Source organism: Streptomyces sp. NPDC032161 (genome assembly GCF_040636995.1).
In the GTDB taxonomy this organism is placed as follows: Bacteria; Actinomycetota; Actinomycetes; order Streptomycetales; family Streptomycetaceae; genus Streptomyces.
In genome coordinates, this window is the sequence record NZ_JBEZVN010000020.1 from 1 (window position 1) to 13,431 (window position 13,431).

A 13,431-nucleotide genomic window follows, 5' to 3' on the forward strand; every position below is an offset into this window, starting at 1 on the left:
GTCGAGCAGCAGGACGTCCTTGACCTCGCCCTTGAGGACACCGGCCTGGAGCGAGGCGCCGATGGCGACGACCTCGTCCGGGTTCACACCCTTGTGCGGATCCTTGCCGGTCAGTTCCCGTACCAGTTCGGTGACCGCGGGCATCCTCGTCGAACCACCCACCAGGATCACGTGGTCGATGTCCGACACCTTGACCCCGGCGTCCTTGACCGCGTTGTGGAACGGCGTCTTGCAACGCTCCAGCAGAGCCGCCGTCAACTGCTCGAACTGCGAGCGTGTGAGCTTCTCGTCCAGGTGCAGCGGACCCTCGGCGGACGCCGAGATGTAGGGCAGGTTGATCGTGGTCTCGGTCGCCGACGACAGCTCGATCTTCGCCTTCTCCGCGGCCTCGCGCAGACGCTGGAGCGCCATCTTGTCCTTGGACAGGTCCACGCCGTAGCCGTTCTTGAAGCGCTCGACCAAGTGGTCGACGACACGCTGGTCCCAGTCGTCACCACCGAGGTGCGTGTCACCGTTGGTCGCCTTCACCTCGACCAGGCCCTCGCCGATCTCCAGCAGCGACACGTCGAAGGTGCCGCCACCGAGGTCGAACACCAGGATCGTCTGGTCGTTCTCCTTGTCCAGACCGTAGGCGAGGGCCGCGGCGGTCGGCTCGTTGATGATGCGCAGGACGTTCAGCCCCGCGATCTGCCCCGCCTCCTTCGTCGCGGTGCGCTGGGCGTCGTTGAAGTACGCGGGCACGGTGATCACCGCGTCCTGGACGTCGTCCCCCAGGTACGCCTCGGCGTCCCGCTTCAGCTTCTGCAGCACTCGCGCGGAGATCTCCTGCGCCGTGTACCGCTTGCCGTCGATGTCGCCGGAGTCGGGGAATCGCCACTGGGCGTCCCCCATGTGCCGCTTGACCGATCGCGCGGTGCGCTCGACGTTGGTCACCGCCTGGCGCTTGGCGACCTCGCCGACCAGCACCTCACCCTTCTTGGCGAACGCCACCACCGACGGAGTGGTCCGCGCACCCTCGGTGTTCGTGATCACGGTCGGCTCTCCGGCCTCCAGCACCGCCACCACGGAGTTGGTCGTCCCCAGGTCGATGCCCACTGCACGCGCCATGACTGGCTCCCTTCACGGCGAGGACCGATGCCCTGCCGGGCGAGCGGTCGACGGGCCCGCGCCGAAACCGTCGGCGGACTCCGAGTCCGGGCACCGGCCGTACGCCCGTGTGCGCACCTCTGCGGTCGCGCGTTCCGCCGGGTGGCGTGCCCGGCACCGCCAACAAGCGTCACATTTGTCGCCTTTTGGTTGATATGTTACAGCCCGGTTCGGTGCGGACGCAGCGCGGCAGCACGCCGGACCGCCGGGCCCGGCGCCCTGCCGCGGCGGTGATTCCGTCCCCGGCGGGCGGAGGTCTCGGGGGAGTTTTCGGCCGACGCGGCAGGGCATCGATCGACGCGGCGACCTTCTGACACATCTCTGTGAACAGGGCCTGCTCGCCGGGCGGGAGCACCGCGGCCGCCGCCCGCGTGTTCTCCCGGCGGCCCTGCGCGCGCACGCCGCGCCCGCTGCCCGTGCGCCGGCTCCCGGTCCGTCTGCCCCCGTTCGTACGTCGCCGCTTCGCTCAGGAGGTCGGTACGACCGGCTCGCCGAGGCGCCCGACGGCGGTCCGCCAGGCCGCGGTCACCGCCCGGTGGGCGTGTGCGGTGCGGTCGGCGTGGCTGCCGGTCAGCACGATGGGGGCGCCGACGTGGACATGGACGCCGGGGCGGCGCAGGGGTGCCGTGACCAGTCCGGCGAACTGCTTCGGGCGGCTGCCGGAGACGATCCGCCGGGCCCCGGCCTGACCCAGGGGGACGACGGGCGCGCCGGTGCTGCGGGTGAGCCGTGCGAGGCCGCTGCGGAAGGGCCGAGGTCCTGCCTCGCCGGAGTCCCTGCGCCGGGGCAGACCTCCTTCGCCGTAGACCAGGACCAGGCGGCCCCGCGCCAGGGCCTCGGCCGCGGTGTGCAGGGCCTCGACGGCCCGCCGGTCGCCGCGGTGCACCGGGATGTGCCCTTCCCGGGCGAGCGCACGGCCGAGCACCGGGACGCGCCACAGCCCCGCGGCGGCCATGACGACCGGCTCGACACCGAGCCGGCGGAGCGCCGCGAGGACGACGGCCGGGTCCGCCAGTGAGGTGTGGTTGGCGGCGATGATGCTGCCCGGTGCGAGACGAGCGCCGTCATCGGTGGTGACGTTCAGACCGACGGCGGCGGGTACCAGGGCGGCGGCGAGGCGGCTGAGCATGTGGACGGGGCCTTTCGGGGGTCGATCCGTTCACCCCATCGTGGCTCTGGGCCCCGGCGGACGCGTGAGTACCGGTACTCACCCCGCCGCGCCGACGCTCTCCCGTCCGTCGCGCACGGGCAGGGGGCGGAGCCGCCGATCCCGGCCCCGCCCCAGCCCGTTCTCCTGGTCCGTAGCCCTCAGACGGCCACGGAGTCCAGAGGGATCGGCCGGAACATCTCCGGTTCCTCGTCGGGAGTCAGAGCCGTCGGGCCGTAGATCCAGTCGATGAACGAGTAGTCGTAGACATCGCGTTCACGCAGCACGGCGTTGCGCTGCATCCTCCGGACGCCCTCCAGGTGCCACAACTCGCCCCAGACCCGGGCGGTCTCGACGACCCGGCGGCAGTGCTCGGGACGTACCGCCTCGTAGGCGGTGAGTGCCACGTCCCAGTCGACGCCCGAACCGTCGCCGGTGCGCCGCGCGCGCTGGGCGGCGACGTGCTCGCCGAGCACCCAGCCGTCCTCGATCGCCATGATCGCGCCCTGGGCCATGTACTGCAGGGGCGGGTGCGCGGCGTCCCCGAGCAGCGCGATCCGGCCGGTCACCCATGTCCTCATGGGGTCGCGGTCGTACATCCGCCACCACCGGTCGCGCCACATCAGGGCCAGGCCCTTGCGGACCGGGTCGCAGGTCCGCGCGAACGCGGAGTCCAGCTCGTCCGGGGTTCCCCAGTCGTCCTCCCCGGCCAGCGCCTTCGGCGACTCGAAGACGGCGACCTGGTTGAACATCTCGCCGCCCCGCAGCGGGTACTGCACGAAGTGGCAGCGCGGGCCGACGTACACGACGACGTCCTCGCCGTGGACGTCGTTGCCGGCGACCGTCTCGAACGGCACGGCCGCGCGGTAGGCGACGTACGCCGAGCTGACCGGCTCGTCGTCGACCAGCAGCTCCCGGGCGACCGAGTGCAGACCGTCCGCGGCGATCACCACTTCCGCCTCGTCGGCGCGGCCGTCGGAGAACCGGACACGGGCCCCCGCGCCGGTGTTCTCGTACGCCGTGCAGTGGGCGTCGGTCACCAGGTCGACGCCCGCCCGCTCACAGCCGCGCAGCAGGATCCCGTGCAGGTCGCTGCGGTGGATCACCAGGTACGGGTAGCCGTAGCGGGCCTCCAGGTCGCGGAGGTCGAGGCGGGTCAGCTCGTCGGCGTCCACCGCGTCCTTCATGACGATGTTCTGCGGCAGCACTCCCAGGGACACCGCCTCCTCCAGCAGACCGTAGTGGTCGAGGATGCGGGTGCAGTTGGGTGCGAGCTGGAGGCCCGCGCCGACCTCGCCGAAGGCGGGAGCCTGCTCGTACACCCGGACCTTCAGGCCCTGGCGGGTGAGGGCGAGCGCGCCGGAGAGGCCGCCGATGCCGCCCCCGACGATGATCACGTCGATGGGTGCGGAGGGGGAGTCGTCCATGGATCAGGTCCTTCTCTTCACAGCCACGGGGGCAGAACGGGGAGGCTTCCGTCGGCGGTCGTCACCCCGGTCGTGGGGCGTCCCGCCAGAAAGGCGACGACATCGGCCCGGGTCCCCACGAGCCCGGGGACCGCGCCTGGCCCCCGCCGGGCGCGGATGTCCGCTTCCAGCTCCCGCAGGAAGTCGTCGGGCAGACCGGCGAAGGAGAGCCCGGTGGCGAGGTCCACGGCGTGGACCAGGACCTCGCGGGCGCGCATGTACGGGGTCTCGCTCGCCGGTACGGTGCGGCCCTGCGCGGTGACCACCTCGGCCCGCCACGCCTCGTCGGACAGGGCGGCCATCCCCGCGGCCAGTGCCGCGGCGGACTCGGTGAACCACCGTGTCAACTCCGCCCCGCTGAACCGGGATCCCTTCTCGATGCCCTCCGCGCGCTCCTGCGGCGAGGCGTACATCGGGGTCCTCTCGCCGGTGCGCGCCCAGTGGACCAGGTTGCCGATCGCCTCGGCGTTGGCCGCCAGATGCGCCACGACGTGCTTGCGCGTCCAGCCCGGGAGGGCCGAGGCAGCGGCGTACTCCTCCTCGGGGAGTCCGGCGATCGCCGAGGCGCAGAGCCGGGTCCCGGCGTCGACCCACCCGAGTGCGGTGGCGAGTTCGCGTCCCATCACGCGCCTTCGGGGACGACGCGGTTCTCGAGACGGCCGAGCCCCTCGATCTCGGTGACGACCGTCTCGCCGCCCTTCAGGAAGACGGCGGGCCGACGGGCGTGGCCGACGCCGCCGGGGGTGCCGGTCGCGATGATGTCGCCGGGGTTGAGCCGCACCATCGTCGAGACGTAGCGAACCAGGTGGACCGGGTCGAACAGCAGGTCGCCGGTGTTGTCGGACTGCATGACCCGGCCGTCGACCTCGCAGCGGATGTCGAGCGCCGGGCGCGGCCCGGTCTCGTCGGCGGTGACCAGGAACGGGCCGACGGGGGTGCTGGAGTCCCAGTTCTTGCCCTGGAGCCATTCCCGGGTGCGGAACTGCCAGTCGCGGCAGGTGATGTCGTTGAGCACGGTGAAGCCCGCGATCGCGGCGATCGCCTGCTCCTCGTCCGCCCGGCGCACCTGCCGCCCGATGACGACGGCGAGTTCGGCCTCCCAGTCGAACTGCTCGGTCTCGACGGGGCGGCGGATGTCGTCGCTCGCGCCGATCAGGGTGTCCGCGAACTTGCAGAAGAGCGTGGGGTGTTCCGGGAGGTCGCGGCCCATCTCCTTGATGTGGTTCTGGTAGTTCAGCCCCACGCACACGACCTTGGAGGGCCGCGGCACGAGCGGGGCGAAGTCGGCCCCGGCGAGCGGGTGGCGCGGGCCGCCCGCGGTGGCGGCGGAGGCGAGACCACCGGGAGCGGCCAGCACCGCGCCGACGTCGGGCGGGCCCACCTCGACGAGCTGGTCGCCGTCGACGCGGACGGCGGCGGTGTGCTGGTCATCCAGGCGGATGGTGGCGAGCTTCATCGGTTGTCCTTCTCGGTCCGGCTGCGGAACAGGTTGAGCTTGGTGAGGATCGGGGCGTCGCTGAACTGGAACAGGTCGAGCGCTCCGGAGTCGGAGTCGGACGCGGACGCCTCGGAGCGGATCGACAGCGGCTGCCAGGACGGAACGACGAACAGGTCGCCGCGCGTCACCGACCAGGAGCGCTCGCCGACCGTGACCCGGGCGGAACCGTCGAAGACCTGGTAGACGGACGAGCCGGTCTCGCGGTACGGCGTGGTCTCGGTGCCGGCCGTGATCCGGTGGAACTGGGCCCGGATGGTCGGCAGCACATCGCCGGCGTCGGTCGGGTTGGTGCAGCGCACCAGGGCATGGCCGGGTTCGACCGTGCCGGCGTGGCCCGCGCGCTCCAGTTCCAGCTGGGCGGTGAGCGCGGCGTCGGTGTCCACCCAGCGGTAGCACAGCAGCGGGGTGCCCTCGCGGTGCCCGATCTGTGAGACGGGCGCCAGACCGGGGTGGCCCCACAGCCGCTGCGAACGGGACAGGGCGGGGCCGGCGTGCTCCTCCTCGCCGAGGGCGTCCCGGCCGAAGTCGAAGAACTGCGCCTCGATGCCGTACTGGAACGGGATGTCGAGCCCGTCGAGCCAGGCCATCGGCTGCTTCGCCGCGTTGTGGTGGGCGTGCCAGTGCAGACCGGGCTGGGGGAGGAAGTCGCCCCGGCGCATCGGTACCGGGTCGCGCTCGACCACGGTCCACACGCCCTCGCCCTCGACGACGAAGCGGAACGCGTTCTGGGTGTGCCGGTGCTCGGGGGCGTCCTCGCCCGGCATCAGGTACTGGATCGCGGCCCACAGCGTCGGGGTCGCGTAGGGCCGCCCGCCCAGGCCCGGGTTGGCCAGTGCGATCGCCCGGCGCTCCCCGCCCCGGCCGACGGGCACCAGGTCGCCCGCCCGCGCGGCGAGGTCGAGCAGCCTGCGCCACTCCCACACGTGCGGCTGGGCGCTGGAGCGCGGATGCTCCGGCATGAGGTCGCCGATCTCGGTCCACAGCGGAACGAGCAGCTCCTGCTCGAAGCCTCGGTAGAGGTGCTTCAGTTCCGGGGTGACGGGGGGCTGGCCGGGTCGGTCCTCGGCCGTGAGGCTGACCGGCGACGTGACGGCGTTGGCTTCAGACATGGCCCGACTATCGGCTGATTCCATCGTTCCAGAACACAGAATTCTGCTCCGTGGAACAGGATGTGTGAGGATCGGACCATGGCGAAGCCGATGAAAACACCCCCCGCCTATGCGCCGAGCAGCGTCGACCACGCGCTCCGGCTGGCACAGATCCTCCAGCTCGACGGGTCGGTCACCGTCACTGCGGCGGCCGAGCGCCTGGGCGTCGCCCGCTCCACCGCCCACCGGCTGCTGACCGCGCTGGTCCACCGCGACTTCGCGGTGCAGGACGAGGACCGGGCCTACCGGGTGGGCCCCGTGCTCGCCCTGGCCGAGAGCGCCCGGTCCGGCCTCGGCGCACTCCGTGCGGCGGCCGTCGGACCGATGCGTGCCCTGGTGGACCGGATCGACGAGACGGCGAACCTCAGCATCCGGACCGGGCGGAACGTCCGGATCATCGCCTCGGTCGAGTGCGCACAGGCGTTGCGGGTGGGCAGCCGTGAGGGCACGGTCTTCCCGGCCCATCAGGCCACGGGCGGCCTGATCGAACTGGCGGCGCTCTCGGACGAGGAGGTCGGGGCGCTGTACGCCGACGACGACCGGCAGGCGCCGGGGGAGCAGCTGCCGGACCCGGTGCAGCTGCGCCGGGAGCTGTGGGCGGTACGGCGCAGCGGCGTCGCGCTCAACCTGGAGCGCACCGAGCGGGGCGTGGTGGCGGTGGGGTGCGCGGTGAAGGACCGGGCCGGTGCGACGACCGCCGCGTTGTCGGTGTCGATGCCCGGCGTCCGCTACTCGCCCAGGATGCTCAAGCCGCTCACGGCCGCGCTGACGTCCGCGGCCGACGCGATCACCCAGGCCCTCTGAGCGCGGAGCCGTGGCAGGCCCCGACGGGAGAGGGCCGCCGACAGAACCGACAGGAGAACCGGATCCCGGCACGGCGGCTGAATCCGGCAGGAGCGGGAGGGCGGCGGCGGATCAGCTCGGCGGGTTGCGCCGGATCAGTGTGCTGCCGAGCCCGGCGGCCGCCGCCCGCACCTGCGTCACGAACCGCTCGGGCCGGAACCTGCCGGTGGGGCCGGCCACGCTGATCGCGGCGAGCGCCTCGTTGTCGCGCCCCAGCACCGGCGCGGCGACGCACATGAGCCCGGCGGTCGACTCCTCCCGCTCGAACGCGACGCCGGTCTCGGTGACGTCCCGCAGTTGGCGGCGCAGAGCACCCGGGGCCACGATCGTGCGCGGGGTGCGCCGCTCCAGCGGCCCGGACAGCACCTCCCGCCGCAGCTCGTCGTCGGCGTGCGCGAGCAGCGCCTTGCCGATGGCGGTGCAGTGCAGCGGCATCCGCCCCCCGGTACGCGAAGGCGCCCTTGCCTGGCGGTGGCCGCCGATCTTGGCGACGTACACGACGTCGTGTCCCTCGCGCACCCCGAGGTGGACGGTCTCGTGCGTGCGTTCGTACAGGTCCTGGAGGAACGGCATCGCCACCTCCAGCAGGCTCCGCTCGGGCGCCGCGAGCATGCCGAGCTCGAAGAGGCCGCCGCTGGGGCGGTAGCCCCCGTCGACCCGGTCGAGCAGGCGGTTGTCGACCAGTGCACCGGACAGCCGGTGCACGGTCGCCTTGTGGAGACCCGTGCGCCGCACGAGCTCGGCGAGGCTGACCGCCCGGTCGTCGGGCCGGAACGCCCGCAGGATCGTCACGGCCTTGCCCAGCACCGTGTCGAGACCGCCCGACGCCGATTCCGTCATGGATGCAGCGTATCGCTGAGCGAGACGAAGTGCTGGTTCGGGCGTGCGGCCTGGGCACACAGTGAAGCCGTGACCGAGAACCAAGGGCTCGCCTCCGCGAGCAAGTCCGACATCGCCGCAGCGGCCTCGCGGCTCGCCGAGGCATCCGCCTCCGGTGTGCCCTGCGCGCCCGTGCGGGACCTGATCGGCCGGGACGACCTGGCCGCCGCGTACGCCGTACAGGCCGCGCTGACCGAACGCCGCCTCGCCGGCGGCGCTCGGATCACCGGCCGCAAGATCGGCCTGACCTCCGAGGCGGTGCAGCAGCAGCTCGGCGTCGACCAGCCCGACTTCGGTGTCCTCTTCGACGACATGGCCTACGAGGACGGCGGTGCCGTCCCGGCCGGGCGGATCCTCCAGCCCCGGGTGGAGGCGGAGATCGCCTTCGTCCTCCGTGCCGACCTGGCCGACGGACCGCTCGACGCCGCGCGGGTCCGGGACGCGATCGACTACGGCGTCGCCGCGCTGGAGATCTGCGGCAGCCGGATCGACGGCTGGGACATCAGCCTCGGTGACACGGTGGCGGACAACGCGTCCGCGGGCGCCTACGTGCTCGGCACGGACCGGCGCACCCTCGACGAGACCGAACCGGTGGGCGTCGTGATGTCGATGGGCGTCAACGGCACGGAGGTCTCCACGGGAACCGGCGCCGCCTGCCTCGGCGACCCGGTCGAGGCCGTCGTCTGGCTGGCCCGTACGGCCCGCGAGCTCGGCGACCCGCTGCGCGCGGGACAGGTCGTGCTGTCCGGCGCGCTCGGTCCGATGCGGCCGGTGTCCCCCGGCGACACCGTCACCGCCACGCTGTCCGGCTTCGGTGCCGTGACGGTCCGCTTCAGCGAGGGAGAGGCTTCATGAGCAGGACGAAGGTCGCGATCATCGGGTCGGGCAACATCGGCACCGACCTGATGATCAAGGTGCTGCGCGGGGCGAAGCACCTGGAGATGGGCGCCATGGTCGGCATCGACCCCGATTCCGACGGCCTGGCCCGCGCCGCGCGGCTCGGCGTCCCGGTCACGCACGAGGGCGTGGACGGCCTGATCGCGATGCCCGGCTTCGACGAGATCGACATCGTCTTCGACGCGACCTCGGCCAAGGCGCACGAGGCGAACGCCGCCAAGCTGGCCCCGTTCGGGAAGCGCCTGATCGACCTCACCCCGGCCGCCATCGGCCCCTACGTCGTTCCCGCCGTCAACCTCGACGAGCACCTGGGCGCACCGGACGTCAACATGGTCACCTGCGGCGGCCAGGCCACCATCCCGGTCGTCGCCGCGGTCAGCCGCGTCGTGCCCGTGGAGTACGCGGAGATCGTCGCGTCGATCGCCTCGAAGTCGGCCGGCCCCGGCACCCGCGCCAACATCGACGAGTTCACCGAGACCACCTCGGCCGCCATCGAGCGGGTCGGCGGGGCGCGCCGCGGCAAGGCGATCATCATCCTCAACCCCGCGGAGCCGCCGCTGATGATGCGGGACACGGTCTTCTGCCTCGTCACGGCCCCTGACCCGGCGGCCCAGGAGGAGATCCGCCGGTCCGTCACGAAGATGGCCGCCGACGTCGCCGCGTACGTGCCCGGATACCGGCTCAAGCAGCAGGTGCAGATCACCGAGATCCCCGAGGACCAGCCGGTCGGCACGCTCCTCGCCGACGGCGGCACCCGGCCCACCCACCAGGTGTCGGTGTTCCTGGAGGTCGAGGGCGCCGCGCACTACCTCCCGGCCTACGCCGGGAACCTCGACATCATGACCTCCGCCGCCCTTCAGGTCGCGGAGCGCATCGCAGCAGGGAAGGCAGACAGCTGATGGGCACCCCGATCTTCGTCCAGGACGTCACGCTGCGCGATGGCATGCACGCCGTTCGCCACCGGATCACCCCGGAGGACGTCAAGCGCATCGTCACCGCGCTCGACGAGGCGGGCGTCGACGCGATCGAGGTCGCGCACGGCGACGGCCTCGCCGGCGGTTCCGTCAACTACGGCCCCGGCTCGCACACCGACTGGGAGTGGATCGAGGCGGCGGCCTCGGTGCTGAAGCGCGCCCGGCTCACCACACTGCTGCTGCCCGGCGTCGGCACCGTGGACGAACTGAAGCGCGCGTACGACCTCGGGGTCCGCTCCGCCCGCGTCGCCACGCACTGCACCGAGGCGGACATCTCCGCGCAGCACATCGCGGCGGCGCGCGAGCTCGGCATGGACGTGTCCGGCTTCCTGATGCTCTCCCACATGGCGCCGCCCGGGGAACTGGCCCGGCAGGCCAAGCTCATGGAGTCCTACGGCGCGCACTGCGTGTACGTCACCGACTCCGGCGGCCGCCTCACCATGGGCGATGTGGCCGCGCGCGTCCGCGCCTACCGGGACGTGCTGGACGCCGGGACCGAGATCGGCATCCACGCCCACGAGAACCTCTCGCTCTCGGTCGCGAACTCCGTCGTCGCGGTCCAGAACGGTGTCCGCCGCGTCGACGCCTCGCTCGCCGGTCACGGCGCGGGGGCGGGCAACTGCCCGCTGGAGGCGTTCATCGCGGTCGCGAACCTGTCGGACTTCGAGCACGGCTGCGACCTGTTCCGGCTCCAGGACGCCGCCGACGACATCGTGCGGCCGCTCCAGGACCGTCCGGTGCGCGTCGACAGGGAGACCCTGACCCTCGGCTACGCGGGCGTCTACTCGTCGTTCCTGCGCCACGCCGAGGCCGCCTCCGCGCGGTACGGGGTCGATGTCCGCGACATCCTCATGGAGTGCGGGCGGCGCCGCCTGGTGGGCGGACAGGAGGACATGATCGTCGACATCGCCCTCACGCTCGCGGACGAGCGCGCGGAGCAGCCCGCCTGATCCGTCCCCCGGGCCGTGACCGGCGCTCAGCGGGGAGCGATCAGCGCCTCGCCGAGCGCCGTCATGGCGTCCGTGAGCTCTCGCATGTACTCCGATATCGGCTTGCCGTCCTCCGACTGGAGGGACACGAAAGCGCCGTCGAAACCGGCCATGCCGAAGTGGGCGAGGGCGTCCGCGACCGTGTTCGCGGCGTCCTCGCCCTCGCCGATGAATGACGAGCGGATCACGTGGCGCATGTAGTCGCGCCCCTCGTCGCGGACCGTGATCACGGTCCGCAGCGCCTCCGGCGCCTCGGCCGCCTCATGGCTCATCACCAGCACCAGCAGCAGGCGCAGGAAATCCTCCCGGTGCTTCAGCACCTCGCCCGTCCGCTGGAGGTACCAGCCCAGCCGCTCGCGCGGACCGCCGCCCTCAGGAGGGTCGCGGTGGGCGTCGCGCATCGCATTGAAGAAGTCGTGCGCCCCTCGCTCCATGACGGCCGACAGCAGCCCCGCCTTGGAGTCGAAGTGGTGGTAGAAGGCACTCTTCGGCAGGCCCGTCTCCTTGACGAGTGCCGACATCGACGTGCCCGCGTAACCGCGCGCGGACATCACCCGCGCGGTGGCGTCGAGGATCTCCTGCCGTGACCGTCGGCCGCGTCGGTTTCCGGTGTGCGCCTGCTGCGCGGAATTCTGCACTCACCGAAGTCTAAGGGCTGCCCCGACCGCCGTCGGCGGGCGCCCGTCCGCGCCTGCCGCGCCTCGCCGCGTCGTCGGAGGCGGAACCGGCCCCGGACGGGCCTTCCGGACACGGGCCGTCGCACCGTGTCCGACCCGTCCCGCGCCGCTCCGATCGCGGGCCAGGTCGTTTTATCGCGCATCAACCCTTGACACGCGTCCGACGCGCGTTGTTAACCTCCCCCGCAAATGGACCGATCGGTCCAAAACTTTTGCACCCATGGCGGTGTGATGGACAACGGAGTCATCGGATGACCCAGAGCTACGACGCGGACGTCGCCATCGTCGGGTACGGCCCGACCGGAGTGATCGCCGCACTCACCCTCGCCAGGAACGGCGTCTCCACCGTCGTCATCGAGCGGGACAAGGACCTCTACCCCCGGGCCCGGGCCGTGACCGTCGACGACTGGACGATGCGGATCTTCCAGGACCTCGGCATCGACGAGCGGGTCGAGAAGAAGATCGAGCCGCAGCGGGCCCTGCGCTGGGTCACCTACGACGGCACACAGATCATGCGCATCGACCGGCCGCGGTCGGCGCTGGGATGCAGCGCCCGTGCCTTCAACATCTACCAGCCGACGATGGAGGCCGAACTGCGCGAAGCGGCGCGGGAGTACGGCGACCGCGTCACCGTGCACTACGGCGCCGAGGTCACCGGCATCGACCAGGACGCCGACGGCGTCACGGTCACCTCCGAGGACACGGCGACCGGCGAGACGCGCACCGTCCGCGCCCGGTACGCGATCGGCGCCGACGGCGGCAGCAGCGCGACCCGCGGCCAGGCGGGCTGTCGGCTGCTGGGCGACACCGGCGACGTCACCTGGGTGGTCATCGACTGCCGCGTCAAGCGCTGGTGGCCCGACCGCGACGTCCTGACGTTCTGGTCCGACAAGGAACGCCCGGTCGTCGACATCGCGCTCTCCGCGGGCAACCACCGCTGGGAGATCCCGCTCAAGCCCGACGAGACCCCGGCGGACTATCCGACCGCCGCCGAGGTGTGGCCGCTGCTCGAAGCCCTCGGCGTCACACCGGACGACGTCGAGATCCACCAGCACGCCTTCTACAGGCACCACGTCCGCATGTCCGACACCTGGCGCAACGGCCGGGTCTTCCTGGCCGGCGACGCGGCCCACCTGATGCCGCCGTGGGCCGGAGCCGGAATGCAGACCGGCATGCGCGACGCCCACGACCTGGGCTGGAAACTCGCCCGTGTCATCAAGGGCGAACTGCCCGAGAGCTGGCTCGACACCTACGAGGCGGAGCGGCGCCCCAACGCCGCCTTCTACACCGACCTCGCCGTCGCGCTGGGCCAGGTCATCAAACAGGAGGTCACCGGGGTCGAGCCGCCGCTCAACGCCCCGCCGGCGCTCCTGGCCGGGTGGCTCAGGGGCCCGGTCGGCGAGACCAGCGCCGTCGGCCAGATGGTCCCGCAGCCGGTCGTCGGCGACACCGCGGGCCGGATGGCACGCCTGGACGAACTGCTCGGCAGCGGCTTCGCCCTGCTCGGCGACGACGTCGACCCGGCGACCCTGCTGACCGCCGAGGAGAAGGCCGCCTGGGACGTGCTCGGCACCCGGTACATCGCGGTGCGCCCGAAGTCGGCGCGCACCCAGGGCTCCGACGAACTGGTCGACCTCGACGAGGTCCTGCTGCCTTGGCTGCGCGGGTACGGCGCCCGCGCCGTGGCGGTGCGCCCCGACAAGTTCGTCGCCGCGGCCGACGCCGGCGGTCTGGCCGTACCCGCCTGAGACCGGCGGGACCGCGCCC

The 13,431-nt window shown here is 72.3% G+C and carries 13 protein-coding genes; 5 read left to right on the forward strand and 8 right to left on the reverse strand.

Features of this window, described 5'->3' with window-relative positions:
• The 6 genes from AB0E67_RS25945 to AB0E67_RS25970 form a co-directional block, all read right to left on the reverse strand.
• On the reverse strand, positions 1-1,107 hold a 1,107-nt coding region (locus tag AB0E67_RS25945), incomplete at its 3' end, for an Hsp70 family protein (protein WP_362030973.1).
• Between the two features lie 505 nt (positions 1,108-1,612).
• Positions 1,613-2,275 (reverse strand): lysophospholipid acyltransferase family protein, encoded by a 663-nt coding sequence (locus AB0E67_RS25950; protein ID WP_362030975.1) that lies wholly within the window; start codon positions 2,273-2,275, stop codon positions 1,613-1,615.
• A gap of 179 nt (positions 2,276-2,454) precedes the next feature.
• A complete protein-coding gene (locus tag AB0E67_RS25955) occupies positions 2,455-3,720 on the reverse strand; it encodes an FAD-dependent monooxygenase (RefSeq protein ID WP_362030977.1) in 1,266 nt (421 codons plus the stop codon).
• 17 nt (positions 3,721-3,737) lie between these two features.
• Entirely contained in the window at positions 3,738-4,382 is a 645-nt protein-coding gene (locus AB0E67_RS25960) for a maleylpyruvate isomerase family mycothiol-dependent enzyme (RefSeq protein WP_362030979.1), read from the reverse strand.
• Complete coding sequence (locus AB0E67_RS25965) at positions 4,382-5,215, reverse strand: fumarylacetoacetate hydrolase family protein (protein ID WP_362030981.1); 834 nt, start codon at positions 5,213-5,215, stop codon at positions 4,382-4,384. Before AB0E67_RS25965 ends, AB0E67_RS25960 begins: the two co-directional genes overlap by 1 nt.
• Complete coding sequence (locus AB0E67_RS25970) at positions 5,212-6,366, reverse strand: cupin domain-containing protein (protein WP_362030983.1); 1,155 nt, start codon at positions 6,364-6,366, stop codon at positions 5,212-5,214. The genes AB0E67_RS25965 and AB0E67_RS25970 overlap by 4 nt, the downstream gene beginning before the upstream one ends.
• 78 nt (positions 6,367-6,444) lie before the next feature.
• On the opposite strand from AB0E67_RS25970, the gene AB0E67_RS25975 reads away from it, so the two are divergent.
• Entirely contained in the window at positions 6,445-7,209 is a 765-nt protein-coding gene (locus tag AB0E67_RS25975; RefSeq protein ID WP_362030985.1) for an IclR family transcriptional regulator, read from the forward strand.
• A 111-nt stretch (positions 7,210-7,320) separates the two neighbouring features.
• Here AB0E67_RS25975 and AB0E67_RS25980 read toward each other — a convergent pair whose 3' ends face one another.
• Positions 7,321-8,088 (reverse strand): IclR family transcriptional regulator, encoded by a 768-nt coding sequence (locus tag AB0E67_RS25980; RefSeq protein ID WP_362030987.1) that lies wholly within the window; start codon positions 8,086-8,088, stop codon positions 7,321-7,323.
• 69 nt (positions 8,089-8,157) lie between these two features.
• On the opposite strand from AB0E67_RS25980, the gene AB0E67_RS25985 reads away from it, so the two are divergent.
• Genes AB0E67_RS25985 through dmpG form a run of 3 tightly spaced genes read left to right on the forward strand, consistent with a single transcriptional unit; the run spans position 8,158 to position 10,948 of the window.
• A complete protein-coding gene (locus AB0E67_RS25985; protein ID WP_362030989.1) occupies positions 8,158-8,982 on the forward strand; it encodes a fumarylacetoacetate hydrolase family protein in 825 nt (274 codons plus the stop codon).
• Positions 8,979-9,923, forward strand: a complete 945-nt coding sequence (locus AB0E67_RS25990) for an acetaldehyde dehydrogenase (acetylating) (protein ID WP_362030991.1) — start codon at positions 8,979-8,981, stop codon at positions 9,921-9,923. Before AB0E67_RS25985 ends, AB0E67_RS25990 begins: the two co-directional genes overlap by 4 nt.
• A complete protein-coding gene (gene dmpG, locus AB0E67_RS25995) occupies positions 9,923-10,948 on the forward strand; it encodes a 4-hydroxy-2-oxovalerate aldolase (protein ID WP_362030993.1) in 1,026 nt (341 codons plus the stop codon). The genes AB0E67_RS25990 and dmpG overlap by 1 nt, the downstream gene beginning before the upstream one ends.
• Before the next feature lie 26 nt (positions 10,949-10,974).
• On the opposite strand, the gene AB0E67_RS26000 is transcribed toward dmpG, so the two are convergent.
• Positions 10,975-11,625, reverse strand: a complete 651-nt coding sequence (locus AB0E67_RS26000; RefSeq protein WP_362030995.1) for a TetR/AcrR family transcriptional regulator — start codon at positions 11,623-11,625, stop codon at positions 10,975-10,977.
• Positions 11,626-11,915: 290 nt separating this feature from the next.
• On the opposite strand from AB0E67_RS26000, the gene AB0E67_RS26005 reads away from it, so the two are divergent.
• Entirely contained in the window at positions 11,916-13,412 is a 1,497-nt protein-coding gene (locus tag AB0E67_RS26005; protein WP_362030997.1) for a bifunctional 3-(3-hydroxy-phenyl)propionate/3-hydroxycinnamic acid hydroxylase, read from the forward strand.
• Positions 13,413-13,431 lie beyond the last annotated feature (19 nt).

What these genes read in the sequence shown, in the direction of transcription:
- AB0E67_RS25990 (WP_362030991.1), top strand. Translation starts at nt 8,979, where the DNA reads ATGAGCAGGACGAAGGTCGCGATCATCGGGTCGGGCAACATCGGCACC.
- AB0E67_RS25965 (WP_362030981.1), bottom strand. Translation starts at nt 5,215, where the DNA reads ATGAAGCTCGCCACCATCCGCCTGGATGACCAGCACACCGCCGCCGTC.
- AB0E67_RS25960 (WP_362030979.1), bottom strand. Translation starts at nt 4,382, where the DNA reads ATGGGACGCGAACTCGCCACCGCACTCGGGTGGGTCGACGCCGGGACC.
- AB0E67_RS25970 (WP_362030983.1), bottom strand. Translation starts at nt 6,366, where the DNA reads ATGTCTGAAGCCAACGCCGTCACGTCGCCGGTCAGCCTCACGGCCGAG.
- AB0E67_RS25980 (WP_362030987.1), bottom strand. Translation starts at nt 8,088, where the DNA reads ATGACGGAATCGGCGTCGGGCGGTCTCGACACGGTGCTGGGCAAGGCC.
- AB0E67_RS26005 (WP_362030997.1), top strand. Translation starts at nt 11,916, where the DNA reads ATGACCCAGAGCTACGACGCGGACGTCGCCATCGTCGGGTACGGCCCG.
- AB0E67_RS25975 (WP_362030985.1), top strand. Translation starts at nt 6,445, where the DNA reads ATGGCGAAGCCGATGAAAACACCCCCCGCCTATGCGCCGAGCAGCGTC.
- dmpG (WP_362030993.1), top strand. Translation starts at nt 9,923, where the DNA reads ATGGGCACCCCGATCTTCGTCCAGGACGTCACGCTGCGCGATGGCATG.
- AB0E67_RS25950 (WP_362030975.1), bottom strand. Translation starts at nt 2,275, where the DNA reads ATGCTCAGCCGCCTCGCCGCCGCCCTGGTACCCGCCGCCGTCGGTCTG.
- AB0E67_RS25955 (WP_362030977.1), bottom strand. Translation starts at nt 3,720, where the DNA reads ATGGACGACTCCCCCTCCGCACCCATCGACGTGATCATCGTCGGGGGC.